Source organism: Streptococcus mitis ATCC 6249 (assembly GCF_000146585.1).
GTDB lineage: Bacteria > Bacillota > Bacilli > Lactobacillales > Streptococcaceae > Streptococcus > Streptococcus mitis_AZ.
Map to the genome: position 1 here is coordinate 375,415 of NZ_GL397179.1, position 26,833 is coordinate 402,247.

21 protein-coding genes are annotated in these 26,833 nt (G+C 43.4%); 18 read left to right on the forward strand and 3 right to left on the reverse strand.

Annotated elements, in window-relative coordinates; translation table 11 throughout:
• Positions 1-68: 68 nt before the first annotated feature.
• Positions 69-926 carry a 5'-nucleotidase, lipoprotein e(P4) family gene (locus HMPREF8571_RS03845; protein ID WP_000703389.1) on the reverse strand — a complete coding sequence of 286 codons (858 nt, stop codon included), beginning with the start codon at positions 924-926 and terminating at the stop codon, positions 69-71.
• A gap of 367 nt (positions 927-1,293) precedes the next feature.
• Here HMPREF8571_RS03845 and HMPREF8571_RS03850 point away from each other — a divergent pair, with 367 nt between their 5' ends.
• From HMPREF8571_RS03850 to HMPREF8571_RS03880, 7 genes are read left to right on the forward strand one after another with little or no spacing between them, the layout of a single operon-like run.
• The gene (locus HMPREF8571_RS03850) at positions 1,294-2,298 is read left to right on the forward strand and encodes a uroporphyrinogen decarboxylase family protein (RefSeq protein WP_000157300.1); all 1,005 of its coding nucleotides are present in this window, start codon (positions 1,294-1,296) and stop codon (positions 2,296-2,298) included.
• 11 nt (positions 2,299-2,309) lie between these two features.
• The gene (locus HMPREF8571_RS03855; protein WP_000837736.1) at positions 2,310-2,513 is read left to right on the forward strand and encodes a hypothetical protein; all 204 of its coding nucleotides are present in this window, start codon (positions 2,310-2,312) and stop codon (positions 2,511-2,513) included.
• 2 nt (positions 2,514-2,515) lie between these two features.
• Positions 2,516-3,514, forward strand: a complete 999-nt coding sequence (locus HMPREF8571_RS03860) for a uroporphyrinogen decarboxylase family protein (RefSeq protein ID WP_001290982.1) — start codon at positions 2,516-2,518, stop codon at positions 3,512-3,514.
• A gap of 11 nt (positions 3,515-3,525) precedes the next feature.
• On the forward strand, positions 3,526-4,404 hold the full coding sequence (locus tag HMPREF8571_RS03865) for a transporter substrate-binding domain-containing protein (protein WP_000036994.1): 879 nt from the start codon (positions 3,526-3,528) through the stop codon (positions 4,402-4,404).
• Between the two features lie 32 nt (positions 4,405-4,436).
• Complete coding sequence (locus tag HMPREF8571_RS03870) at positions 4,437-5,129, forward strand: amino acid ABC transporter permease (RefSeq protein ID WP_000255464.1); 693 nt, start codon at positions 4,437-4,439, stop codon at positions 5,127-5,129.
• Between the two features lie 3 nt (positions 5,130-5,132).
• Positions 5,133-5,855, forward strand: a complete 723-nt coding sequence (locus HMPREF8571_RS03875) for an amino acid ABC transporter permease (protein ID WP_000350569.1) — start codon at positions 5,133-5,135, stop codon at positions 5,853-5,855.
• A 9-nt stretch (positions 5,856-5,864) separates the two neighbouring features.
• Positions 5,865-6,629 (forward strand): amino acid ABC transporter ATP-binding protein, encoded by a 765-nt coding sequence (locus tag HMPREF8571_RS03880; protein WP_000942256.1) that lies wholly within the window; start codon positions 5,865-5,867, stop codon positions 6,627-6,629.
• 201 nt (positions 6,630-6,830) lie between these two features.
• Here HMPREF8571_RS03880 and HMPREF8571_RS03885 read toward each other — a convergent pair whose 3' ends face one another.
• Positions 6,831-10,547 (reverse strand): pullulanase, encoded by a 3,717-nt coding sequence (locus tag HMPREF8571_RS03885; protein ID WP_000723761.1) that lies wholly within the window; start codon positions 10,545-10,547, stop codon positions 6,831-6,833.
• A gap of 442 nt (positions 10,548-10,989) precedes the next feature.
• On the opposite strand from HMPREF8571_RS03885, the gene rpoB reads away from it, so the two are divergent.
• The 10 genes from rpoB to HMPREF8571_RS03935 all read left to right on the forward strand — a co-directional run bounded on the left by rpoB (position 10,990) and on the right by HMPREF8571_RS03935 (position 24,558).
• Positions 10,990-14,601 carry a DNA-directed RNA polymerase subunit beta gene (gene rpoB / locus HMPREF8571_RS03890; protein ID WP_000907179.1) on the forward strand — a complete coding sequence of 1,204 codons (3,612 nt, stop codon included), beginning with the start codon at positions 10,990-10,992 and terminating at the stop codon, positions 14,599-14,601.
• A gap of 32 nt (positions 14,602-14,633) precedes the next feature.
• The gene (gene rpoC / locus HMPREF8571_RS03895; protein ID WP_000228749.1) at positions 14,634-18,299 is read left to right on the forward strand and encodes a DNA-directed RNA polymerase subunit beta'; all 3,666 of its coding nucleotides are present in this window, start codon (positions 14,634-14,636) and stop codon (positions 18,297-18,299) included.
• Between the two features lie 109 nt (positions 18,300-18,408).
• Positions 18,409-18,828, forward strand: a complete 420-nt coding sequence (gene ndk, locus HMPREF8571_RS03900) for a nucleoside-diphosphate kinase (protein WP_000438278.1) — start codon at positions 18,409-18,411, stop codon at positions 18,826-18,828.
• Positions 18,829-18,962: 134 nt separating this feature from the next.
• Positions 18,963-19,586 carry a hypothetical protein gene (locus tag HMPREF8571_RS03905; protein WP_000240905.1) on the forward strand — a complete coding sequence of 208 codons (624 nt, stop codon included), beginning with the start codon at positions 18,963-18,965 and terminating at the stop codon, positions 19,584-19,586.
• 83 nt (positions 19,587-19,669) lie between these two features.
• Positions 19,670-20,113, forward strand: a complete 444-nt coding sequence (tsaE, locus tag HMPREF8571_RS03910) for a tRNA (adenosine(37)-N6)-threonylcarbamoyltransferase complex ATPase subunit type 1 TsaE (RefSeq protein ID WP_000556964.1) — start codon at positions 19,670-19,672, stop codon at positions 20,111-20,113.
• A complete protein-coding gene (locus HMPREF8571_RS03915; protein WP_000455509.1) occupies positions 20,103-20,624 on the forward strand; it encodes a GNAT family N-acetyltransferase in 522 nt (173 codons plus the stop codon). Before tsaE ends, HMPREF8571_RS03915 begins: the two co-directional genes overlap by 11 nt.
• A gap of 4 nt (positions 20,625-20,628) precedes the next feature.
• Entirely contained in the window at positions 20,629-21,669 is a 1,041-nt protein-coding gene (gene brpA / locus HMPREF8571_RS03920; RefSeq protein ID WP_025168427.1) for a biofilm formation/cell division transcriptional regulator BrpA, read from the forward strand.
• A gap of 71 nt (positions 21,670-21,740) precedes the next feature.
• Positions 21,741-22,997 carry a competence/damage-inducible protein A gene (locus HMPREF8571_RS03925; RefSeq protein ID WP_000642724.1) on the forward strand — a complete coding sequence of 419 codons (1,257 nt, stop codon included), beginning with the start codon at positions 21,741-21,743 and terminating at the stop codon, positions 22,995-22,997.
• Positions 22,998-23,051: 54 nt separating this feature from the next.
• A complete protein-coding gene (recA, locus tag HMPREF8571_RS03930) occupies positions 23,052-24,200 on the forward strand; it encodes a recombinase RecA (protein WP_001085515.1) in 1,149 nt (382 codons plus the stop codon).
• A gap of 163 nt (positions 24,201-24,363) precedes the next feature.
• Positions 24,364-24,558: a PspC domain-containing protein gene (locus HMPREF8571_RS03935; RefSeq protein WP_000415526.1), complete on the forward strand. Its 195-nt coding sequence runs from the start codon at positions 24,364-24,366 to the stop codon at positions 24,556-24,558.
• Positions 24,559-24,745: 187 nt separating this feature from the next.
• Here the strand turns inward: HMPREF8571_RS03935 and HMPREF8571_RS03940 are convergent, their stop codons facing one another.
• A complete protein-coding gene (locus HMPREF8571_RS03940; protein ID WP_000060290.1) occupies positions 24,746-25,300 on the reverse strand; it encodes a GNAT family N-acetyltransferase in 555 nt (184 codons plus the stop codon).
• A gap of 109 nt (positions 25,301-25,409) precedes the next feature.
• On the opposite strand from HMPREF8571_RS03940, the gene HMPREF8571_RS03945 reads away from it, so the two are divergent.
• The gene (locus tag HMPREF8571_RS03945; protein ID WP_004239755.1) at positions 25,410-26,780 is read left to right on the forward strand and encodes an MATE family efflux transporter; all 1,371 of its coding nucleotides are present in this window, start codon (positions 25,410-25,412) and stop codon (positions 26,778-26,780) included.
• Positions 26,781-26,833 lie beyond the last annotated feature (53 nt).

Consider the following 26,833-nt stretch of genomic DNA (forward strand, 5'->3'; position numbering starts at 1 on the left):
TTTTTTTCGCTATTCTCGCAAATACGATATCTTGTGGTTGGTGTAAACTGGTAGATAGCTCCCTTATTTTATTTATCAAAACCTTGTAAGTTTTTTTGGCGCTCTTCAGTTTGACCCTTGGCATCCAATTTATTACCATTGTAAACAGTGCTTTCCCATGATCCGTACATTGGGTTAGGGAAAATGATGAATTTCTCACCAAACTCTTTTTGTAATTCCTCTAATTTTTGGTCGCGCTCAGTTTCAGAGATCTTTGAAAACTCTGCAAAGTCCACAAGATTGTCTCCTAGTAGCATGACTAAGTTGGTTTTTTCTTGGACTGCTTGTCTACGACCTTCTTTAGATTTGACGCCTTTTTCTAAGAACATGAGATGATCGCGGCTTTGTACAGGAATTCCTTCATTTTCTAGGTTTTTGATCGTATCATCTACCTGATCTATCGTGCGGTCAGATACATAGTAAATTTGGACACCGTTTTGGTCTGCAAATTGGAGAAAGTCTTTAGCACCTGGTACAGCCTTGGCTGCGGCTTTTTTTACCCAGACATCCCAGTTTTCTGGGGTAAATGCTGTTCCATCTTTGACATTTTGCGCTTGATAAGGGCTATTGTCTAATACGGTTTCGTCCAAGTCCAAAACGATAGAGTAGGGTTTATCTGTCTGTGTTTTTAGTAGTTCTTTCAAACGATTAGTAGCGACATTGTAACCTTGTAGATAGAGTGCCTTGGTTTCAGCTGCTTTTTGATACCAAAGAGTTGACATAGTGTTCTCTCTTGAACGCAACTGATCATAGGTCATGGTAACCTGATTATCAGATGTACTACTTTGTGTTGTCTGTGAATTTGCCGAATTTGTGCCACAGCCAGTCAGTAAAATGACGGAAGTAAGTGTAGAAGCAATTGTAATGGTAACTTTGGATATTTTCATAATCCCATCCTCCTAATAATAGTCTATTAATATTGTAGCGTTTTCATGGGATTTGTGCAAGGAAATATCGAGAGAAAAGAAATTTTTCAGTAGTAATTTGGTATTAGGATAAAATTATGTACTTAATTTTGGAATGAAGATGGATATAAAAAAATTCAATCGGCTTGATAGAAAATCTATATCAGCTTCTTTTTGGAAAATAGATGAAAATAAAGTGAATCTTTGAAAGGCTAGTAACATCAAGCTTTTCAGGGATTTTTTTCTTTATCGATATAAAAATTTCCAATCGAGTTGATAGTCAATATATATTGGGAAAAGGGGAAAAGGAGTGGTAAGATGGTTTCAATCCAAATGGAAGGAGTAAGGTATGGCAAGTAAAAGAGATTTAGTCTTTAGAGCGATTCGAGGCGATGAAGTGGAAAGAGTTCCTGTGGGATTTTGGTTTCATTTTGTAACATTCGAAGAAAAGGGGCAAGGATTAAATAATCTACGTATCTTTCAAAAGAGTGTTGATGGGCATCGCAACTATGTGGAAAGGATTCTCCCTGATTTTGTCAAAATTATGAGCGACGGTTTTTTCCTTTATCCAAGTAATGTCTATAATCCTAAGATTGCAAGCATTCAGGAGCTGACTTCTATTGAGTCGATTGGTGAGGAACATCCATGGATTCAGCAACAGGTGGAAGTGGTACAAGCGATTCGAGAGACCTTTACCGAAGAGATTGCTTCTTTCTACAATATCTTTTCACCGATCTCCTACCTCAAGCGCTGGTTCCGTACAGAAACTTCGCGAGGTGATAAGGAAGTGGCTGATCTATTGCTTGAAAATCCTGAGCAATTCAGAGCTATTCTAGATGTGATTGCAGGAGATATTGCTATCCTAACTCAGAAAATCATCCAGCAAGGCGGTGTTGACGGGATTTACCTCAGCACCCAGGAAATTCAAGATGAGCGCATCACACCAGCACTCTACCAAACCTATATCGAACCGAGCAATATAGCGATTTTGGAGGCAGCTAATCAGGTGGGTGGGACCAATATCCTCCATATCTGTGGTTTTGAAGGTGCGAGCAATGATGTGACGATATTTAAGGACTATCCAGCTCAAGTGGTCAACTGGGCGACCCACCATGAGGGTGTTAGTTTGACACAGGGTCAAGAGTTGTTTCCGGGCAAGGCCGTTTTAGGTGGATTTGAAAATGGCAAGAAAAGCTTGCTTTATCAAGGTTCCAAGGCGGAATTGCAAGATGAAACAAGACGGTTGCTGGCTGAAGCGGGTAGTAAAGGCGTTCTTCTGGGAGCTGACTGTACTGTTCCAGATGACTTTGACTTAGAGAGGTTGGACTGGATTCGGCAGGCAGCTGTTCTCTAAAAGGAGAAACTATGAAAAGTAAAAGATGGGGCATCTTCATTGCAGTTGTCGGTTTGCTGGCTTTGGTTGCCATAAGCGTCGTAAAAAATGGGCACTGCAAAAATGGAGAGAGATGTCATGGAGTTCAGGATTTTTCCAAGTCCAGTCTCCCCTTTCTACGCTCGAATGATATCGCAAGCAGTTTATTAGTTGAAAAAGTAAGAAATGGAGAATAAGAATGTCAGAAAAAAAAGAATGGGTTTTAAAAGCATTTAGAGGTGAAAAGGTTGATCGTGTGCCAGTTGGTTTTTGGCACCATTTCACATCCGAAGACGAATGGCTACACGGTTTCTCAAATCCAGCCATTATCGAGAAGAATATCGAGGGCCACAAGCGCTTTATCCGAGAAGTTCAGCCAGACTTTATCAAACTCATGAGTGATGGCTACTTTGCTTATCCAAATCCAGCGATTGCCAAAGGCAAATCACTTCAAGAATTGGCGACCATTCAACCACTCGGGCCAGATCATGCTTGGATAAAAGAGCAGGTGGACTTGGTTAAGAAAATCAAGCAAGAGTTTACAGAAGATATCGTTGCGATTTACAATATTTTTGCTCCTGTGACCTATCTCAAGTGGCTACTGGGGGAAGTGTCTGGTGGGGATGACCTTATCGCGGACTTTCTGGTGGAAGACCCTGAAGCCCTCAAGAAGGTGTTGGATGTGATTGCAGAAGATATTGCGAGTCTAAGCCGAGCTGTCATCGAAGAGGCTGGTGCTGACGGAATCTACCTCAGCGTGCAGAGTATCCAAGATCAACGAGTGTCGGCAGCAGATTATCAAGCCGTCATTGCCCCTAGCGAGATAACGGTTCTGGAAGCAGCTAGTGCTGTTGGTGGCGTCACTGTTCTTCATATCTGTGGATACGAGGGAGCGCGAAATGATATTCACCTTTTTGCAGACTATCCAGCCCAAGTCTTTAACTGGGCTGTAGGACCAGAGGGAATCACTCTCAAGGAAGGTCGTGAGATTTTCAAGGGACGTACGGTTCTTGGAGGATTTGAAAATGGCAAGACAGGCTTGCTGTATACTGGTAGCAAGGATGCCATTCAGGCTGAGGCAAAGAAACTAGTTGCAGAGGCTGGGGAACAGGGCTTGGTACTTGGGGCAGATTGTACCATTCCAAGTGATATCGCAGTTGAACGTATCCAGTGGGTGAGAGAAGCGCTTGAAAACTAAAGGAGAAAAAGATGAGTAAAAAAGCATGGATTATCGGTGGTGTAGCAGTTGTTGCATTAATTGGGGCGACGATTATCGGGAGAAGTTTAGCTGGCGCTCCAGCCAAGGATGGAGAAACGGCTTCGTCTGCTGAAGTTATAACCTTGAAGGTTGCCCATACACAAAACTATGTACCTTATGACTTTGTCAATGAAAAAGGGGAATCAGATGGTTATGAAGTAGCTGTTTTGAAGGCTGTTGATGAGAAGTTGGCAAACTATCAATTTGAATATACGGGTACCAGTGATGACGACCTCTTGATTGGTCTGGAATCAGGCAAGTATGACATCGGAACCAAGGGAGCTTGGTACACAGATGAACGAGCTAAAAAGTTTGTCATTCCATCTGAACCAGTCGGAGCGAGTATCATCGGATTTACTGTCAGAAAAGAAGATGAACAGAAATACAAAACCATTGATGACTTTGCTAAGAATAAAGGGAAATTGGTTCCCATCTCTCCACAGAATGCTCAATGGAATGTCATCACTAGCTACAATGAAAAACATCAGGATGCACCGATTGAGCTAACAGCAGCTGAATCTTTTAAAGTGGCAGATGCCTATGCCTGGGTTTTAGAAGGACGTTATGACGCCTTCTTTGATATCAAACTGTCCTTTGAAAAAGCAGTTACAGCAGAAGATGGCCCTTACCACCAATATGCGGATAAACTCAGCTGGTTCCCATACAAGGGCATTCCAACTTATCCCTTGATTCACCGTGATGAAAAGGGTGAGAAATTCGCTAAAGAATATGAAAAAGCAATCAAAGAGTTGAAAGAAGATGGCACGCTTGCTAAGCTATCTCAGCAATACTTTAAAGAAGATGTCTTTAGTTACGTAGACAAAGACTAGACCAGAAATTCCAAGACTAGAAAGGGTTTTGCATGGTTTCTTATGATTTTTCCAAGGTCTTTCAGTTTTTGCCGACCTTATGGCAGGCACTTCCTATGACCTTGTCCATTCTCTTTTTTACCACTCTTCTTGGTTCCCTTTTTGGAGGTCTCTTGGCCTGGGCACAAGTAGGAGAAGACAAGAGTTTTGCAGCGATTTCCAAAAGCTATATCTTTACCCTTCGTTGTACACCGCCGATTGTCTTGCTTTTTCTAGTCTTTTATGGCTTGCCAGAATTTCTGAAATGGTGGCTTGGTTTGGATATCAACAACTGGTCTAAAACTATTTTTGTTCTCCTGACGATGATTCTCTTGTTTGCGGCTATTGTTGCCGAGGTCTTCAAGGCGGCCTATCAAGCTATTCCAAAGGGGCAGACAGAGGCCGGGCTTAGTATTGGTTTGACTCCAAGTCAGACTTTTTGGAGAATCATTTTTCCTCAAGCTTTTCAAGTTGCTCTTCCCAATATAACGACCGCTATTCTCAATCTCATGCGGGATGCTGCCTTGGCTTATACGATTGGTTTCGTTGATGTTATGGGAGCGGGGAATCTCTTGATTAGTCGCAATTTAGGGAACTACTCTCTGGAAACCTATACGGCAGTTGCGCTTCTTTACTGGGGGATTGCCTTGGTTATTTCTAGCTTGAGTCGTTTGCTTGAGAAGTCTTTGGAAACAAAAGGGAGGTAAGAAATGGATATAGACTATATTGTAAAGACCTTTCTGGAGACCTTGAAGGGTGTGCCAATCACCTTGATTATCATGATTGTGGCTATGGTCTTAAGCTTTTTACCGGCTCTATTTTTAGCCTTGGGGCAGATTTACAAGGTTCGAGGTGTGAGGAGTTTTTCTCTGGTCTATCTGGCGTTTATCCGAGCGACTCCTCCGATTTTATTGATTCTCTTCTTTTATAGTTTGTTTCCAAGCCTGCTGAATCAATTTCTCAAAAGCATAGGAAGTGACCTTGATATTTTCAAGCTTGATCCTCTCTACTATGCCTTTATCATTTATAGTTTGATGACAGTCGGGAGTTTGTCGGAGATTTTGCGTTCAGCCATCTTGACGGTGGACAAGGGACAACTAGAGGCAGCGCATGCGATTGGCTTGACTACGACCCAGGCCTATCTAAGGATTGTTTTTCCTCAAGCCTTGCGCTCAGCCTTGCCTAACTTGGCCAATCTGGTGATCAATATCGTCAAAGGGACCTCCCTGGTCTTTGTCATGACCATCAAGGACATCACCGCTATTGCTCGTGTAGAAGCGTCCTACGGTTACCAGTATTTTGAGTCTTATTTTGTGATCTTTTTGCAGTATATTTTGATCTGTGGTTTGATTCAGTGGGGCTTCTCCCTACTGGAAAAAGGCTATGTGAAAAAAGAAAAAAGTGCAAAAGCATCTAGCGCGCGTTTCGTATAGGAGGACAGGATGTTACAAGTAGAACATATCGCAAAAACATTTGGTGAGAGGCAGGTCTTGGAGGATGTCAATCTTCAGGTTAACCAAGGGGATGTCGTCGTTATTTTAGGACCATCAGGTTCGGGGAAAACGACCTTTCTCCGTTGTCTTAATCACTTAGAAAAAGCTGACAGTGGCCGTTTGACCTTGGCAGGAAAGACCTATGACTTATCCAAATTGAGCAAGAAAGACATTCTAGAAATTCGCCAAAAAACAGCCTTTGTTTTCCAACACTACAATCTCTTTGCAAACAAAACTGCTCTGGAAAATATTCTAGAAGGCCTAATAGTGGCTCGTAAAGTTCCCAAGGAAGAAGCGCTCAAACGTGCAGAATCTGCCTTGGAAAAAGTTGGTTTACTGGCCTACAAAGACTACTACCCTTCACAACTATCTGGAGGGCAACAACAACGAATAGGAATTGCGCGTGCTATTGCCGTCAAACCCGAGGTCATTTTGCTAGATGAACCAACATCAGCACTAGACCCTGAGTTGGTTGGAGATGTTTTGGATGTTCTGAAACAGTTGGCGGGAGAAGGTGTGACCATGGTGGTCGTCACGCATGAGATGGGATTTGCTAGAGATGTCGCCAACCACGTTATTTTCATGGATGGAGGCCGTATCGTAGAGGAGAACAATCCCCACGATTTCTTTAGTCGTCCACAAGAAGAACGAACCAAGCAGTTCCTGGCTCGTATCTTATCAGACGCTAGCTATAGTGTAGAATATATGATTTGATAGCTAAGTGTATCATAAAAACAACACCCCATGACTAGAAGATTCTTCTAATCATAGGGTGTTTTTCTATAGGAGGGCTAGGTTATACTCTTCGAAAATCTCTTTAAACCTCGTCAGCTTCGCCTTATCTACAAGCTCAAAGCTGTGCTTTGAGTAGCCTGCGATTAGCTTCCTAGTTTACTCTTTGATTTTCATTGAGTGTTATTTCTTTTTCTTGTTCTTTATCAACCATCCAAGTCCGAGAAGGGCAAGGATGCTGAATCCAGCAAGGGCAAGGAGGGATTTGCTCTCAGTTCCTGTGTTTGGAAGGAGGTTCTGAGAGTGAGCCTCTGCAGCAGTTTCTTGAGTTTCAGGATTGGCTGCTAGGTTTTGAGCTTGACCTTGTTCTGGTTCGACTTCCAAGCTAGAAAGGTCAAATTCTGGTTTTTCTTCCACAGCTGGAGCGACAATGGCACCACCTTGAGACAAGCGGAGAACGACAGCAGTGAGAGCGTTCAATTTCAAGCCTTTTTCAGTCCATTCGAGACCTTGAGGGTTAGCAATTCCTACTGGTCCTGCTTGGTTTTCATCTGCGAGAACTTCGGCCTTTCTCAAGTGAGCAAAGGCAGTTCCTAGAGTAAATTCACGAGCCTTATCATCCGCATTGACAAAGACAGCGTAGATATCTCCATTTGGAGCGGTGATTTGGTAGCCGATGGTCACATCTTCTTTTTCAACGCCATTTTGTCCTGGAACAGTAATGAGGTGGACGCGCTCTTTGATGTCTTGCAGACTCTTGAGTCGGAAGGCATCTGTCGATTGACGAAGGGCGATCAATCCTTTCATGTAGTTACGGCTCTTGACATTTTCAGGATATGCTTTGCCATCTGTTGCCTTGGTCCAATCAAACTTGTTGACAGCATCACTAGAGTCGTAAGAGTCATGGATAAAGTAAGGATAGACAAATGGCTTGCCGTCCTTGTCGCGCAACAAGTGAGACTTGTTTGGAACCTTATCCTCTGAGACAGGATTCTTATAGGCTGGATCAAGGAATTGTTTGGTACGTCCGTATTCCTGACCAGAGTGGATAAACGGAGTTCCTTGAGCGGTCAAGACCATGAGGTTTCCAAGTCGCAAACGACGATGAATCTCAGCGTAGTTTTCAGCCTTGCTTGGGTCTTTTTTGATAGACTGAGCAATAATGTCAAAGAGGGTCAAGTTATCATGGGCCGCGATATACTGGATAACATCTCCAGGGTTGTCTGCTTCAAAGTTGGTTGGTTGGGCAATGAGATTTTTAAAGATGGTATTGATATCGCGTTTGCCACCTGTGATAAAGGCAGGTTGACCTTCGTTTGGATAGCCAGACTTGAGGTTGTTACGGATGTCGTCTGAAAAGACAGCAACAGTATCTGTTTTCTTCATCCAATCTTGGTCAGCAGGTTGTACAGGCGTATTTTCATCACCAGTATAGGTTCTCCAGCCTTCACCTAGCATGATAAGATTTGGATTGAGGGCGCGTGCAGCTTTGTACGCTTCTTCGATAGAAGCTGCATCGTGGTCACCCATCATATCGAAGCGGAAACCATCTACTTTGTAGGTTTCAACCAGATACTTGATGGAGTCTACCAAGACACGTTTAGACATGTAGTGGGTAGTTCCCAAACGGCCACCTCCAAAGCTGGTACGAGGAGTTCCGTCTGCATCCATAAAGTGGTAGTAGTTTGGCTCAATATCCTCAAAAATATCAACATTGGCAGTATGGTTGTAGACCACATCCAAGATAGCCCCCATGCCACGTTTGTGGATTTCGTTGATGAGGTTTTTGAATTCTGCGATACGTTTTTCTGGATCCTTAGGATCGCTTGAGTACATGCCAGTCAAGGAGAAGTAGTTTTGAGGGTCATATCCCCAGTTGTAGTTGCTGTTGCTTGAAGCGTAGGCAGACAAACGTTCATGGTTTTTCAATTCATTGACAAAGTAGTAAGACAAGACTGGAAGGAGCTGGATGTGGGTCACACCCAAGTCTTTGAGATAGTCCAGTTTTTCGATAAAGGCTTCAAAGGTACCAAATGGCTTGGTCAAGTCTTTTGCGATGGCAGGATCTGAGGTGAAGTCACGAACATGGGCTTCATAGATGACAGCATCTTCGCGCGATTTGAAATTGCGAATCTTACCGTAGGTCAAATCTTGTGGGCCTAGTTTAGATGGGTCCACAAAGGCAGCTTTAGCGACCTTATGAGCGGCATCTGTTTTTGCTAGGTCACTGTTCCAAGCCGCTAATGATTTGGCATAAGGGTCAAGAACGAGGACAGTTTTACCTTGGCGCTCGATTTGGTAGTGGTAGTAGTAGCCAGTGTAGTTGCTGATACCGAGACCAGAGTTTGCATCCAGAGTTTGTTTCCAGGTTCCTTTTTCTCCTTTTTCAAGGGGGACAGTTCCAACTACCTTTTCAGGGTCTTTCTTGTCATAGACAACAACGGAAACCTTATCAGCACTTGGAGACCAGAGGGTGAGGTCAACACGCTTGCCATCTTCTTTCAGAGTTGCGCCGAGTGGCCCATCGTAACTGTAGGACTCATCCTTGAGGCGCCAGCTTGAACGTGTGGTAAAACGGTCTGAATTGTAGCTGACAGTGTAAGGGTGTTGGGTATCAGAGAAGTCGCCGATGTAGGTCACTTTCTTACCAGCTTCATCTACTTCCACATCTGTGATGGCTACTTTATTCCCTTTATGATCAGTGATGCTGGAGTGTTTGAGGATATCGTCTTTCTTAGCTCCGACTAGGGTAGAAAAGCTGCTTTCGATACGAGATTTAGCTACGTGTTGAGCACCAGTCATGCGGATGTCGTGCACGTAGTAGGGGTTGGTGTAGATGGTTTCGTCATCATCCTTGAGGAAGATCTGACTGTGATTTTTTAGATCAGTAAATTTATAATCTTCTTTTCTGATTTTCACATCATCGCCTTTCTTGCTTTCGTCTAGTAATAAGAATCCAAATTCTCTTGCAGCTTCATTGAGTGGAATGTCAATGTAACGGCCATATTTTCCAGTTGCAGTAAAGTCTGTCCCATCAGGCCATTCTCCGCTACTTGGATTCTTGACATCGCCCCAATACCAGAGAGATTTTTTGTCATAGTTTCCGTCGGTACGGTAGTAGTTGACACGGACTGTTCCCGCTGGCTGAGGACGGTAGTTGTATACCTTATAGTTTTCATCTAGCCAGGCCTCGTTCATTTTTGGAGAGAGGCGCTCTACCGAACGGTCCCCTGTCAGGTTATCCCCTTTAGTATTGTTGATGAGGAAGCTGACTTTCTTGGCTTGCTCATTTTTGAGTTTGACATCGAGATAATAGCCGTAGTCATCTTTCTTGGCATCCTTGAAGGACTTGGCTCCATTGGGCCAGTTTTCAGAAGGTTTTTCAACATCGTCCCAAGTCCAAAGACCTTGGGAATCCTTGTTTTCCTCAGGGAGTTTTTTCACATGGATGCGGAAGTGGTTGTCTGCGATGGGTTCTTCAGAACTAGTGTCTGCTTGTGGTTTTTGATCAGAATTTGGCGTCGAAGTGCCAGTATCTACTTTCTCTTCCTTGCTGTTAGCCTGGCTTGTAGTAGCATCTTCTGTTTTAGGTGTTTCAGCTGCTAGAGCAGCGTCAGTTGCGGGGGCTTCCTTTTTAGTGTCAAGGGAAGCGTTTGCATTCTTTTGTTCAGAAATGGGGCTTTGGTCTTGTGTTTGACTTGCTTCAGTCTCGGTAGGAGCCTTAGCCACAGCACTAGTATTTTCCTGAGCTTGAGGAAGGTTTTCGTTAGCCGAAATGGTTGGCATTGCAGCAGAAAGTAGGACAATGCTGGCACCGATAAGGACAGAGCCTGTTCCATTTTTCAAGGAACGAATACCGTAAACCATTTTTTTCTCAGTTTGAGATGGGATCTTTTTCATCACATTTCTCCTTGTGTAGTTATTCCCTATCAGTATAGCATGAGGTAAACATTTATGCAAGCGTTTTCCTAGTTTTTGAAAGAAAATTTTATGCTTCATTCTTTTGAAAAGTTAAAGCATTTTATAGGAAAAGATTGTTTGAAAAATGGTAAAAAAACCTTGAAAAATCTTGGCCAATAAGGTATAATAAGAATAATCATTTGTCGTAGGTTTTGTCTGAAATATTGTCCAGACAGGACTCACAGCAGTTAAATCTTCTGAAAAAGTCAGATTTAGCTGCTCTTTTTGTGCTTTTTTCGGTTTTTTGAGTCTTTGTAACAGAAATTTAAAAATTCTGAAAATTATCTAAAAGGACATGGTGATAGGGGTTTTACAACCATTTGACGATAATCAATAGCCTGATGAAGCAGGCTTGGAATTTTATTTACAAAGGAGAATCATCTTGGCAGGACATGACGTTCAATACGGGAAACATCGTACCCGTCGTAGTTTTTCAAGAATCAAAGAAGTTCTTGACTTACCAAATTTGATTGAAATTCAAACTGATTCATTCAAGGATTTCCTAGACCACGGTCTTAAGGAAGTTTTTGAAGATGTATTGCCAATTTCAAACTTCACAGAAACTATGGAGTTGGAGTTTGTTGGCTATGAGATCAAGGAACCCAAATACACGCTAGAAGAAGCTCGTATCCATGATGCTAGCTACTCAGCACCTATTTTTGTAACTTTCCGCTTGATCAACAAGGAAACTGGCGAAATCAAGACCCAAGAAGTCTTCTTTGGAGATTTCCCAATCATGACAGAGATGGGTACCTTCATCATCAACGGTGGTGAACGTATCATCGTATCTCAGTTGGTTCGTTCTCCTGGTGTTTACTTTAATGATAAAGTAGATAAGAACGGTAAAGTTGGCTACGGTTCAACTGTTATCCCTAACCGTGGAGCTTGGTTGGAACTGGAAAGTGACTCTAAAGATATCGCCTACACTCGTATTGACCGTACCCGTAAAATTCCGTTTACGACCTTGGTTCGTGCGCTTGGTTTCTCTGGTGATGATGAAATTTTTGATATCTTTGGAGACAGCGAATTGGTTCGCAATACCGTTGAAAAAGATATCCACAAGAATCCAATGGACTCTCGTACAGACGAAGCCTTGAAAGAAATCTACGAACGCCTTCGTCCAGGTGAGCCTAAGACTGCTGAAAGCTCACGTAGCTTACTTGTGGCACGTTTCTTCGACCCACGTCGCTACGATTTGGCAGCCGTTGGTCGTTACAAGATCAATAAAAAACTCAACATCAAAACACGCTTGCTCAACCAAACTATTGCGGAGCCATTGGTAGATCCTGAAACAGGAGAAATCTTGGTAGAAGCTGGTACAATCATGACTCGTAGCGTGATTGAAAGTATTGAAAGCCATTTGGATGGCGACTTGAACAAGATCGTTTATATTCCAAACGATGCAGCTGTTCTGACAGAACCAGTTGTCCTTCAAAAATTCAAGGTTGTTGCCCCAACGGACCCAGACCGTGTTGTAACCATCATCGGAAATGCTAATCCTGACGACAAGGTTCGTGTTGTAACTCCTGCGGATATCCTTGCAGAGATGAGCTACTTCCTTAACTTGGCAGAAGGTATCGGACGTGTGGATGATATCGACCACCTTGGGAACCGTCGTATCCGTGCAGTTGGTGAATTGCTTGCAAACCAAGTACGTCTTGGACTTTCTCGTATGGAACGTAATGTCCGTGAACGTATGTCTGTTCAGGACAATGAAGTTTTAACACCACAACAAATCATCAACATCCGTCCTGTCACAGCTGCGGTTAAAGAATTCTTTGGTTCGTCACAGTTGTCACAGTTCATGGACCAACACAACCCACTTTCTGAGTTGTCTCACAAACGCCGTTTGTCAGCCTTGGGGCCTGGTGGTTTGACTCGTGACCGTGCTGGATATGAAGTTCGTGACGTGCACTACACTCACTATGGTCGTATGTGTCCAATCGAGACACCTGAAGGACCTAACATCGGTTTGATCAATAACTTGTCATCTTACGGACACTTGAATAAGTATGGCTTTGTTCAAACACCATACCGTAAGGTTGACCGTGAAACAGGTGTAGTCACAAACGAAATCGTTTGGTTGACAGCCGATGAAGAAGATGAATTTACTGTAGCGCAGGCTAACTCTCGCCTCAACGAAGACGGTACTTTTGCTGAGAAAGTTGTCATGGGACGTCACCAAGGGGTCAACCAGGAGTATCCAGCAGAAGTGGTTGACTACATGGACGTGTCACCAAAACAGGTAGTTGCCGTTGCGACAGCATGTATTCCTTTCTTGGAAAACGATGACTCCAACCGTGCCCTCATGGGTGCCAACATGCAACGTCAGGCTGTGCCTTTGATTGATCCAAAAGCACCTTACGTTGGTACTGGTATGGAATACCAAGCAGCTCATGACTCTGGTGCTGCTGTTATTGCTCAGTATGATGGTAAAGTTACATACGCAGATGCTGACAAGGTAGAAGTACGTCGTGAAGATGGTTCATTGGATGTTTACCACATCCAAAAATTCCGTCGTTCTAACTCAGGTACTGCATACAACCAACGCACTCTCGTTAAAGTTGGCGATGTCGTTGAAAAAGGCGATTTTATCGCTGACGGACCTTCTATGGAAAAAGGGGAAATGGCGCTTGGACAAAACCCAATCGTTGCCTACATGACATGGGAAGGTTACAACTTCGAGGATGCCGTTATCATGAGCGAACGCTTGGTCAAAGACGATGTCTACACATCTGTCCACCTTGAAGAATACGAATCAGAAACCCGCGATACAAAGCTTGGGCCTGAAGAAATTACTCGTGAAATTCCAAACGTTGGTGAAGATGCCCTTAAAGACCTTGACGAGATGGGTATTATCCGTATCGGTGCTGAGGTTAAAGAAGGCGATATCCTTGTAGGTAAAGTCACACCTAAGGGAGAGAAAGACCTTTCAGCTGAAGAACGTCTCTTGCACGCTATCTTCGGAGACAAGTCTCGTGAAGTGCGTGATACTTCTCTTCGTGTACCACACGGTGCCGATGGTGTCGTTCGTGATGTTAAGATCTTTACACGTGCAAATGGAGATGAGTTGCAATCAGGTGTTAACATGCTGGTTCGCGTCTACATCGCTCAAAAACGTAAGATCAAGGTCGGAGATAAGATGGCTGGACGTCACGGAAACAAAGGGGTTGTCTCTCGTATCGTTCCTGTAGAAGACATGCCTTACCTTCCAGACGGAACTCCAGTCGATATCATGTTGAACCCACTTGGGGTGCCATCACGTATGAATATCGGTCAGGTTATGGAACTCCACCTTGGTATGGCAGCTCGTACTCTTGGTATTCACATCGCAACACCAGTCTTTGACGGAGCAAGTTCTGAAGACCTTTGGTCAACTGTTAAAGAAGCTGGTATGGATAGCGATGCCAAAACAATCCTTTACGATGGACGTACTGGGGAACCGTTTGATAACCGTGTTTCTGTCGGAGTTATGTACATGATCAAACTCCACCACATGGTTGATGATAAATTGCACGCGCGTTCAGTCGGACCATACTCAACCGTTACCCAACAACCACTCGGAGGTAAAGCTCAGTTTGGTGGACAACGTTTCGGTGAGATGGAGGTTTGGGCTCTTGAAGCCTACGGTGCGTCAAATGTCCTTCAAGAAATCTTGACTTACAAGTCTGACGATATCAACGGACGTTTGAAAGCTTATGAAGCTATTACAAAAGGAAAACCAATTCCAAAACCAGGTGTTCCAGAATCCTTCCGAGTTCTTGTCAAAGAATTGCAATCTCTTGGTCTTGACATGCGTGTCCTTGACGAAGATGACCAAGAAGTGGAACTTCGCGACTTGGATGAAGGAATGGACGAAGATGTCATCCACGTAGATGACCTTGAAAAAGCCCGCGAAAAAGCAGCCCAAGAGGCTAAAGCAGCTTTTGAAGCTGAAGAAGCTGAGAAAGCAACAAAAGCGGAAGCAACAGAAGAAGCTGCTGAACAAGAATAAGCAGTTCACTTAGAATAGAAAGGGAAGAAATAGTGGTTGATGTAAATCGTTTTAAAAGTATGCAAATCACCCTAGCTTCTCCAAGTAAAGTCCGTTCATGGTCTTATGGAGAAGTCAAAAAACCTGAAACAATCAATTACCGTACCTTGAAACCAGAACGTGAAGGACTCTTTGATGAAGTTATCTTTGGTCCTACAAAAGACTGGGAATGTGCTTGTGGGAAGTACAAACGCATTCGTTACAGAGGGATTGTTTGTGACCGCTGTGGGGTTGAAGTAACGCGTACAAAAGTTCGTCGTGAGCGTATGGGGCACATCGAGTTGAAAGCTCCTGTATCTCACATCTGGTATTTCAAGGGGATTCCAAGCCGTATGGGCTTGACCCTTGATATGAGTCCTCGTGCCCTCGAGGAAGTTATCTACTTTGCGGCTTACGTGGTGATTGATCCTAAGGATACACCACTTGAGCACAAGTCTATCATGACAGAGCGCGAATACCGTGAGCGTTTGCGTGAGTATGGTTATGGATCATTCGTTGCCAAGATGGGTGCCGAAGCTATCCAAGACCTCTTGAAACAAGTAGATCTTGAAAAAGAAATTGCGGAACTCAAAGAAGAGTTGAAAACAGCTACTGGACAAAAACGTGTCAAAGCCATCCGTCGTTTGGATGTTTTGGATGCCTTTTACAAGTCTGGAAACAAACCTGAATGGATGATTCTCAACATCCTTCCGGTTATTCCACCAGACCTTCGTCCAATGTTGCAGTTGGATGGTGGGCGTTTTGCCTCATCTGACTTGAACGACCTTTACCGCCGTGTTATCAACCGTAACAACCGCTTGGCTCGTTTGCTTGAGTTGAATGCACCAGGTATCATCGTTCAAAATGAGAAGCGTATGCTTCAAGAAGCGGTTGACGCATTGATTGACAATGGTCGTCGTGGTCGTCCGATTACAGGACCAGGTAGCCGTCCACTCAAATCATTGAGCCACATGCTCAAAGGTAAACAAGGACGCTTCCGTCAAAACTTGCTCGGTAAACGTGTCGACTTCTCAGGACGTTCCGTTATCGCCGTTGGTCCAACTCTTAAGATGTACCAATGTGGTGTGCCACGTGAAATGGCGATTGAACTCTTTAAACCATTCGTTATGCGTGAAATTGTCGCTCGTGACATCGTGCAAAACGTGAAAGCAGCTAAACGCTTGGTGGAACGCGGAGATGAGCGTATCTGGGATATCCTCGAAGAAGTTATTAAAGAACATCCAGTGCTTTTGAACCGCGCACCGACCCTTCACCGTTTGGGTATCCAAGCTTTCGAGCCAGTCTTGATTGACGGGAAAGCTCTTCGCTTGCACCCGCTTGTCTGTGAAGCCTACAATGCCGACTTTGACGGGGACCAAATGGCTATCCACGTACCACTTTCAGAAGAAGCTCAGGCAGAGGCTCGTATCCTCATGCTTGCTGCTGAGCATATCTTGAACCCGAAAGATGGTAAACCAGTTGTTACTCCATCTCAGGACATGGTTTTGGGTAACTACTATTTGACCATGGAAGAAGCTGGTCGTGAAGGTGAAGGAATGGTCTTCAAAGACCGTGACGAAGCTGTTATGGCTTACCGCAATGGTTATGTTCACCTCCACTCTCGTGTTGGTATTGCGACAGACAGCCTCAACAAACCATGGACAGAAGAGCAAAAACACAAAGTCTTGCTGACGACAGTTGGTAAAATCCTCTTCAATGACATCATGCCAGAAGGTCTGCCTTACTTGCAAGAACCAACAAATGCCAACTTAACAGAAGGTGTTCCAGCTAAATACTTCTTGCCACTTGGTGGAGATATCAAGGAAGCTATTCGCAATCTTGAACTCAACCCTCCATTCAAGAAGAAAAATCTTGGGAATATCATCGCTGAAATCTTCAAACGTTTCCGTACGACAGAAACTTCTGCCCTACTTGACCGCATGAAGAACCTCGGTTACCACCACTCAACTCTTGCAGGTTTGACAGTGGGTATTGCCGATATCCCAGTCGTTGAAGACAAGGCTGAAATCATCGAAGAATCACACAAACGTGTAGAACAAATCACCAAACAATTCCGTCGTGGTATGATCACAGACGACGAGCGCTACAACGCTGTTACAGCTGAATGGCGTGCAGCCCGTGAAAAATTGGAGAAACGTTTGGTTGCCAACCAAGATCCTAAGAACCCTATCGTTATGATGATGGACTCTGGAGCCCGTGGTAACATCTCAAACTTCTCACAGCTTGCCGGTATGCGTGGTCTGATGGCTGCTCCGAATGGACGTATCATGGAATTGCCAATCCTTTCAAACTTCCGCGAAGGTTTGTCAGTACTTGAAATGTTCTTCTCAACTCACGGTGCTCGTAAAGGTATGACCGATACAGCCCTTAAAACAGCTGACTCAGGTTACTTGACTCGTCGTTTGGTTGACGTTGCCCAAGACGTTATCATCCGTGAGGACGACTGTGGAACTGACCGTGGTCTCTTGATCCGTTCTATCGCAGAAGGAAAAGAGATGATCGAGTCTCTCGAAGAGCGTCTCAATGGTCGTTACACTAAGAAAACTGTTAAACATCCAGAAACTGGTGCAGTAATCATCGGTCCAAATGAGTTGATTACAGAAGACAAGGCGCGTGAAATTGTCAATGCTGGTGTGGAAGAAGTTACTATCCGCTCTGTATTTACATGTAACACTCGTCATGGTGTCTGCCGTCACTGTTACGGTATCAACTTGGCGACAGGTGATGCGGTTGAAGTTGGTGAAGCAGTTGGTACAATCGCTGCCCAATCTATCGGGGAACCTGGTACACAGCTTACAATGCGTACCTTCCACACGGGTGGGGTTGCCTCAAATACCGATATCACTCAGGGTCTTCCTCGTGTCCAAGAAATCTTTGAAGCCCGCAATCCTAAAGGGGAAGCGGTCATCACAGAGGTTAAAGGACAAGTTACTGCTATTGAAGAAGACGCTTCAACTCGTACTAAGAAAGTCTTCGTTAAGGGTGAAACTGGAGAAGGCGAATACGTGGTACCATTTACAGCACGTATGCGTGTCGAAGTTGGTGACCAAGTCTCTCGCGGTGCAGCATTGACAGAAGGTTCTATCCAACCAAAACGTCTCCTTGCTGTTCGTGATGTCTTGTCAGTTGAAACTTACCTTCTCGGTGAAGTACAAAAAGTTTACCGTAGCCAAGGGGTAGAAATCGGTGACAAACACATCGAGGTAATGGTTCGTCAAATGATCCGTAAAGTTCGTGTCATGGATCCAGGTGACACCGACCTTCTTATGGGTACCCTCATGGACATCAACGACTTTACAGATGCTAACAAGGATGTTCTTATCGCAGGTGGAGTTCCAGCGACTGGTCGCCCAGTTCTTATGGGAATCACCAAAGCCTCACTTGAAACTAACAGTTTCTTGTCAGCGGCTTCCTTCCAGGAAACAACCCGTGTCCTTACTGATGCGGCCATCCGTGGTAAGAAAGACCATCTCCTTGGACTCAAGGAAAATGTTATCATCGGTAAGATCATCCCAGCAGGTACTGGTATGGCTCGCTACCGTAACCTTGAACCACAAGCTATCAATGAAGCAGCCTATCTGGCTCCAGAACAAGAAGAGACAGAACTTGCTCCAGTAGAGGAAGCTGTGGAAATCCAAGTTGAAGAAACAGTAGAATAAAAGCAAAAAGAGAACCTTTGGGTTCTCTTTGCTTTGTTTCAGAAAATTTTCCCACTTTTTCATAAAGTATGGTAGAATAGAAGAACTAAAATGCCAAGGAGGTGTCCATATGGAACAAACATTCTTTATCATTAAGCCAGATGGTGTGAAAAGAGGGCTGATTGGTCAGGTTCTGAAAAGAATTGAGGAGCGCGGTTTCAAAATCGAAAAATTAGAGTTGCGTTCAACAGTTTCAGAAGCTTTGATTGACCAACACTATCAAGACTTGGTTGAAAAAAGTTTTTATCCTCCTATCCGTCAGTTTATGAGCTCAGGACCAGTAGTGGTTGGCATTCTATCAGGTCCGAAAGTGATTGAAACTTGGCGGACTATGATGGGGGCTACTCGTCCAGAAGAAGCTCTACCAGGAACTATCCGAGGAGATTTTGCCAAGGCTGCAGGAGACAATCAAGCCATTCAAAATGTGGTTCACGGATCTGATTCTGAAGCTTCTGCCAAACGAGAAATTGCTCTCTGGTTTAAGGATTAGACTGGTAAAAGAACAGTTCTGTGCACAACAGAGCTGTTTTTTGGTCAGTTGAGCACAAAAAAAGAACACTTGAGAGGGCATTCTTCATTTCACATTCCTTACAGGGTATAATCCCTTATATGGAGGGATAAGAAATGGTAAAATCAATTCGCCTATTATTGTTGGCTACGGTCATCCAGATTAGTTTTGCTAGTTGCCTATTATGGAAAGAATCCTTTTTATCGTTGAAGCAGACCAATGCTTATTTTTTGATTTTGATTGTAGGAATTTCTATTTTTTGTGCTGTGATAAATTATTTTCATACAGCAGACCAGTCAAAGCACAGTATTTTACATGTTCAAAAGAAAGTGAGTCTTATTTATGGTCTCCTTATAGCAGTCAATCTTCTGGCAACCTGTTTGCTTCTCTCAGAAAGCATCCAAACCACTAGCAAGATGCAGCAGGAACTGGTTGACCTCTTTTTACCCTCCTTCTTTTTCTTGCTAGGAGTAGATTTATTGATTTTCTTACCTTTTGATAAAATTTTTCGAGATATAGAAAATTACCTCAATAAAAAGAAAACAGTCGTCATTTCCGTTTTAGCTACTGTGTTTTTCCTGAGAAATCCTTTTGTTATTTCCTCGATTCTCTTGTATGTCGGTATCGGATTTCTATGTGCACGTTTCCTTTTTCCCAAATGCCTTCACAGAGAAATTTCCTTTTATAGCCATCTGATTCGAGATATCTTGTTTGTTTTTGCGATTCTTCTATTCTTTTAAGTAGAGGATAATTCTTTAAAATCATTATAGTAAGTTTGTAAAGAAAATTCACACAAAAGGAAACTTTTTGGTATAATAGTAGCATGCACACAAAAAATGAAGAAGAGCTTCTAGCTCTCGGAGAAAGATTAGGTCGTATCCTGCAAAAAGACGATGTTCTGATCTTGACGGGTGAGTTGGGCGCGGGTAAAACAACCTTTACAAAAGGCCTTGCCAAGGGTTTGGATATCCGTCAGATGATTAAAAGCCCGACCTATACCATTGTCAGAGAGTACGAAGGGCGTTTGCCACTTTACCACTTGGATGTCTACCGTATCGAAGGTAATACTGATTCTATTGACTTGGATGAGTTTCTCTTTGGTGGTGGTGTGACTGTTATCGAGTGGGGGCATCTTTTGGGTGAGGATTTACCAGATTCCTACTTGGAGTTGGAAATTTTGAAAGAAGCCGATGGTCGTTGCCTTCAATTTATAGCTCATGGCTCTCGGGCTGAACAACTCATCAAGGAGCTTCAGGATGGAGTATGAATTGTGTATTCGTGAGGCTGAGATTTCAGATGCCGCAGCTTTGGTTGCATTTTTAAATCAAGTCGGTCGAGAGACAGATTTTACCAGCTTGGATGAACATGGCATAGGGATGACTGCGTCTGAAATGGCTCTTTTCATCGAAAAACAAGCTGCTTCAGAAAATCAAATCACTCTCCTCGCCTTGCTGAATGATGAGCTTGCAGGTGTTTTGAATATCACTGCTGATCAGCATGTAAGGGTTCGGCATATTGGAGATGTTTTTTTGGCGATTCAAAAGAAATTTTGGAACCAAGGTTTGGCTACCATACTTCTAGAAGAAGGTATTGAGTGGGCTAAATCGAGTGCTGTTTTGCGTCGCTTACAACTAAGTGTGCAAAAACGAAACGAGGCCGCTATCCACCTCTATTCAAAAATGGGATTTATCACAGAAGGCTTGCAAGAAAGAGGAGCCTATTTAGCAGAAGGGACATTTTTAGATGTTTGCCTTATGGGCAGACTGATAGATGAATAACGAGATGATCAAAAAATTAATTGGAATGGTGCTAGCTTTTCTAGCAGTAACAGTTGTAGGTGTAGCGGTTTATGGTTACACCATTTTCCAACAAGGAACAGCAACCTTGAGTGAAAAGACTTATAAAAAGATTGGTGAAGAAACCAACGTTATCGAGGCGACTGAGCCTCTGACCATCCTCTTGATGGGGGTAGATACGGGAAATGTGGAACGGACAGATCCATGGGTGGGGAATAGTGATTCCATGATTCTCCTGACCGTTAATCCGAAGACCAAGAAAACCACTATGATGAGTTTGGAACGGGATATTTTAACCAAGATTGACCTTGGAGACGGCCAAGTTCAGGAAGCCAAACTCAATGCTGCCTATGCCAATGGCGGTGCGGAACTGGCGATTTCTACTATTCAAAAGATGATGAATATCCATATAGACCGCTATGTCATGGTCAATATGCAAGGTCTTCAACAATTGGTGGATGCAGTTGGTGGAATCACCGTCAACAATACACTTGGTTTCCCGATTTCGATTGCTGACCAAGAAGAGTTTAATAAGATTTCCATCGGTGTTGGAGAACAAACCTTGAATGGAGAGGAAGCGCTGGTTTATTCACGGATGCGTTACCAAGACCCAGAAGGAGATTACGGTCGTCAAAAACGTCAACGGGAAGTTATTCAAAAAATCGTAGAGAAGGTTTTGAGTCTAAATAGTGTGAGCCACTATCAAGGCATTCTCAAAGCTTTGAGCAACAATATGCAGACCAACGTCGATCTTTCAGCCAAGAGCATTCCACAATTGCTCGGCTATCAAGATTCCTTCAAGAATATTGAAACCCATCAATTACGTGGAGAAGATGCCGAGTTGCAGGGGATTTCTTATCAAATTGTCACCTCAGAACATATGCTCGAAATGCAAAATCTTTTACGTCGTTCACTAGGTAAAGAGGAAGTGACTGAGTTGGAAACCAATGTTGTTCTTTACGAGACGGCATTTGGTCGACCTGGACCTTCATCAAGTACTAGTGCTTCAAGCGAAGAAACAGAATAAAAAAGATTAAATCGTGGGAAAGTTCCTGCGATTTTTTCAAAAAGAATCCGAATAGATAGGTAGGAGGAAAAATGAAAGCAGAAATTATTGCTGTAGGAACGGAAATTTTGACAGGGCAGATTGTCAATACCAACGCCCAGTTCTTATCAGAAAAGCTAGCAGAAACTGGAGTAGATGTTTATTTCCAAACAGCTGTCGGAGATAATGAAGCGCGCCTGATGTCCTTGCTAGAAATTGCGAGTTTGCGTAGCAATCTTGTGATTTTGACAGGAGGCTTGGGGCCAACTGAAGATGATTTGACCAAACAAACGTTGGCAAAATTTTTGGGAGAAGCCTTGGTGTTTGATCCTCAAGCCCAGGAAAAACTCGATCACTTTTTTGCTCGAAGACCAGACTATGCGCGAACCCCCAATAATGAGAGGCAAGCTCAAATTGTGGAAGGAGCAACCCCATTGCCAAATGAGACAGGCTTAGCTGTCGGAGGAGTGTCGGAAGCTGACGGCGTGACTTACGTGGTTCTTCCAGGACCTCCTAGTGAGTTGAAACCCATGGTCCTAAATCAGCTCTTACCCAAGTTAATGACTGGTGCTAAGCTCTATTCCCGAGTGCTCCGTTTCTTTGGGATTGGTGAAAGTCAGTTGGTGACTATTTTGGCGGACTTGATTGACCAACAAACTGATCCAACCTTGGCTCCTTATGCCAAAACGGGAGAAGTGACCTTGCGCTTGTCTACAAAAGCAGTTAGTCAAGAAAAGGCTGACCAAGCACTGGACGTCCTAGAAAATGAAATCTTGGGTCGCCAAACTTTCGAGGGAATTTCTCTACGAGACATCTGTTATGGATATGGGGAAGAAACCAGCCTCGCAAGTGTCGTTGTAGAAGAGCTTAAGAAGAGACAGAAAAGCATTACTGCTGCAGAGAGTTTGACGGCAGGCCTCTTTCAGGCTACTTTAGCAGATTTTTCAGGTGTGTCAGCTATCTTTAATGGAGGGTTTGTCACCTACAGCCTAGAGGAAAAGTCCAAAATGCTGGATATTTCCGAGCAAGAGCTAAAAGAACAGGGTGTCGTTTCTGAGTTTACCGCTCGAAAAATGGCAGAGCAGGCACGTCTCAAGACTCAGTCTGACTACGGAGTTAGTTTGACGGGTGTGGCAGGACCAGATAGCCTAGAGGGGCATCCAGCTGGAACCGTCTTTATCGGCTTGGCGCATGCAAAAGGAACAGAAGTTATCAAGGCTAATATCGCAGGACGGAGCCGTGCAGATGTTCGTCATATTGCGGTTATGCATGCCTTTAACCTAGTTCGCAAGGCTTTATTAAGTGACTAAATTTTGGTATAATAAAAGACAGGTATAAGGACCAGTAGAATATAGGAGAACAAAATGGCGAAAAAACCAACAAAAAAATTAGATGAAATCGGAAAAAAATTTGGAGCTGATCGTGAAAAAGCCTTGAACGATGCTCTTAAATTGATTGAGAAAGACTTTGGTAAAGGCTCAATCATGCGCTTGGGCGAGCGTGCAGAGCAAAAAGTTCAAGTGATGAGTTCAGGTTCATTGGCTCTGGATATTGCTCTTGGTTCAGGTGGTTATCCTAAGGGACGTATCATCGAAATCTATGGACCAGAATCATCTGGTAAAACAACCGTTGCCCTTCACGCTGTTGCGCAAGCTCAAAAAGAAGGCGGTATCGCTGCCTTTATCGACGCGGAACATGCCCTTGATCCAGCCTATGCAGCAGCCCTTGGTGTGAATATTGACGAATTGCTCTTATCACAACCAGACTCAGGTGAGCAAGGTCTTGAAATTGCAGGGAAATTGATTGACTCAGGTGCAGTTGACCTAGTCGTTATCGACTCAGTTGCGGCCCTTGTACCTCGTGCAGAAATCGATGGGGATATCGGAGACAGCCACGTAGGTCTTCAAGCTCGTATGATGAGCCAGGCCATGCGAAAACTTGGTGCTTCGATCAATAAGACCAAAACAATTGCTATCTTTATCAACCAATTGCGTGAAAAAGTTGGGGTCATGTTTGGAAATCCTGAAACAACTCCTGGTGGACGTGCTCTGAAATTTTATGCTTCAGTGCGTTTGGATGTTCGTGGAAGTACACAGATTAAGGGAACTGGTGACCAAAAAGACACCAATGTCGGTAAGGAAACCAAGATCAAGGTTGTTAAAAATAAGGTGGCTCCACCCTTCAAGGAAGCCTTTGTTGAAATCATGTATGGAGAAGGGATTTCTAAGACTGGTGAGCTCTTGAAGATTGCAAGTGACCTTGATATCATCCAAAAAGCAGGAGCTTGGTACTCTTACAAGGGTGAAAAAATCGGGCAAGGATCTGAAAATGCTAAGAAATACTTGGCAGATCATCCGGAAATCTTTGACGCCATTGACCACCAAGTCCGTGTTCAATATGGCTTGATTGAAGATGAAGAAGCTTCTGATCATAGTCCAGTAGCGGAGGCGACTTCTAACCAAGAAGTAACGCTTGACCTTGGCGATGATCTTGGAATCGAAATTGAAGAATAAAAATAAAAGTGGAGAATCTCTCTCCGCTTTTTTCTTTAATGTTTCCAAGGGTTTGGGGGATTTAAGGATTGAGGCAAAAGAGTATTTAATTAAAAAATCGTTGCAATATATTTAATTTGATGTTAAAATTAAATTAGTTTTTTAAAAAAAGGAGATTAAAATAATGGAAAAACGCCTTGTTCGTAACGTACAAGATAAAAAGATTGCTGGTATTTGTGCTGGTCTTGGAGACTACTTTAACATGGACCACACACTTGTCCGTGCACTTTGGATTATCTTCACTCTACTTGGTGGTTCGGGAATTCTAGCTTATGCTATTCTTTACTTCCTTCTTCCAGAAGGCAATGCAGAAGCCTAAGCAATATAGAGAATTAAAAGATTATTCATAACAGTTGAAAATGAAAAAATGCATGTCCTCTTTTGAGGGCGTGCATTTTTAAATCTATCATAAATTTCTCTGATTACTGTACGAAAATAAAGAATCTCATAAAGTAATTTAGGGAACACTGAGGGTTTGAACTGTTAAGTAAACAGATGATTTTCGTCTAATGATCACTAAAGCGTCTGTATTTGATATGAAAGTCAAAGTAATGTTCATCTTGCAACTTCTGGAAGATGTCACGATAGGCTTCTTCGTCAAAGTGATCGCCACAATAGAGGATTTCAAAACTCAAACCATCGTACTCAAGGAAAGCGTTGGCTGTTTTAAAGTCATTTTGCCGATAGAAGTCCATTCTAGCCTTCCTTTGCTCCAAGTTATCGCATTCTTCATCTAATCGCTCGACTTCAAGCAACATGGTTCGCTGGTAAAAATCAGTCAGCTTTTCGATAATTTCCTTTCCGTAACCGTGGCTTCGCAAGTGGGGCATGATGGCAAAAAAGCTGATATAAAAGGCTTTTTGATTGGAGATGGCAAAAGCAAAACCAACAAACTCTTCTTCGTTATAAAAGGCAAAGAAGTGGGTGTCATCTCGGTCCTGGTAGCGTAAAAATTCGGATAAAGGCACGCGTTCCTCTTCGGGAAAAGCTTCATTGTTGAGCTTTTCAACCTTATCAAGATCTGGAAATGCCTCGGTTATTAATTGACTGGTCAAACTCATAAATGACCTCCTTTTCTTGATTATAGCAAATTGTTTCTCTGTAAGCAATTGATTTCAAACTTAGTGATAGAGCCTTGTCGCTCCTTTAGAAAGCTGATATAATAGCTTTATGAATAAGAAACGATCCGTGGACTTGATACATGGTCCTATTCTTCCTGCGCTGTTAAGCTTTGCCTTTCCAATCTTGCTTTCTAATATCTTTCAGCAACTCTATAATACTGCTGACGTCTTGATTGTTGGGCGTTTTCTTGGTCAAGATTCCTTGGCTGCCGTAGGGGCGACAACGGCCATTTTTGACTTGATTATAGGCTTTACGCTTGGTGTTGGCAATGGGATGGGAATCGTCATTGCTCGCTACTATGGGGCTCGTAATTTCACTAAAATCAAGGAAGCAGTAGCAGCCACTTGGATTTTAGGTGCTCTTTTGAGTATTGTGGTTATGCTGATGGGATTTGTCGGTCTGTATCCACTCTTGCAATACCTGGATACCCCTGCAGAAATCCTTCCCCAATCCTATCAATATATTTCTATGATAGTGACCTGTGTTGGTGTCAGCTTCGCCTATAATCTCTTTGCAGGCTTGTTGCGGTCTATTGGTGATAGTCTAGCAGCTCTTGGCTTTCTGATTTTTTCTGCCTTGGTTAATGTGGTGCTAGATTTGTATTTTATTACGCAATTGCAACTGGGTGTTCAATCTGCGGGGCTTGCTACCATTATCTCACAAGGGTTATCAGCGGTTCTTTGCTTTTATTATATCCGCAAGAGCGTTCCAGAACTCTTGCCACAGTTTAAGCATTTCAAATGGAACAAGAGCTTGTACGCGGATCTCTTGGAGCAAGGTTTAGCTATGGGCTTGATGAGTTCGATTGTGTCTATTGGTAGTGTGATTTTACAGTCTTCTGTCAATACTTTTGGAGCCGTGATTATAAGTGCGCAAACAGCGGCGCGACGCATTATGGCCTTTGCTCTGCTTCCCATGACGGCTGTTTCTTCTGCCATGACGACCTTTGCCTCTCAGAATCTTGGGGCTAAGCGACCAAACCGCATTGTTCAAGGACTTCGAATCGGTAGTCGCCTGAGCATGTCTTGGGCAGGTTTTGTTTGTATTCTTCTCTTTTTTGCTAGTCCGACTTTGATTTCCTTCTTGGCCAGTTCAACGGATGGTTACTTGGTTGAAAATGGTAGCCTCTACTTACAGATCAGTTCAGCCTTTTATCCGATTTTAAGTCTTCTGTTGATTTATCGCAATTGCTTGCAGGGCTTGGGCCAAAAAATCCTGCCTCTGGTATCTAGTTTTATCGAACTAATCGGCAAAATCGTTTTTGTGGTCTTGATTATCCCTTGGGCAGGCTATAGGGGAGTTATCCTTTGCGAACCCCTTATCTGGGTTGCTATGACTATCCAACTGTACTTTTCACTTTTCCGCCATCCCCTGATAAAAGAAGGCAAGGCAATCTTGGTAGCCAAAGGACAATCCTAGCTGGATTTACGAAAGAAAATCCATTTCCTCTAGTGAAAATCAGATGGACTTGT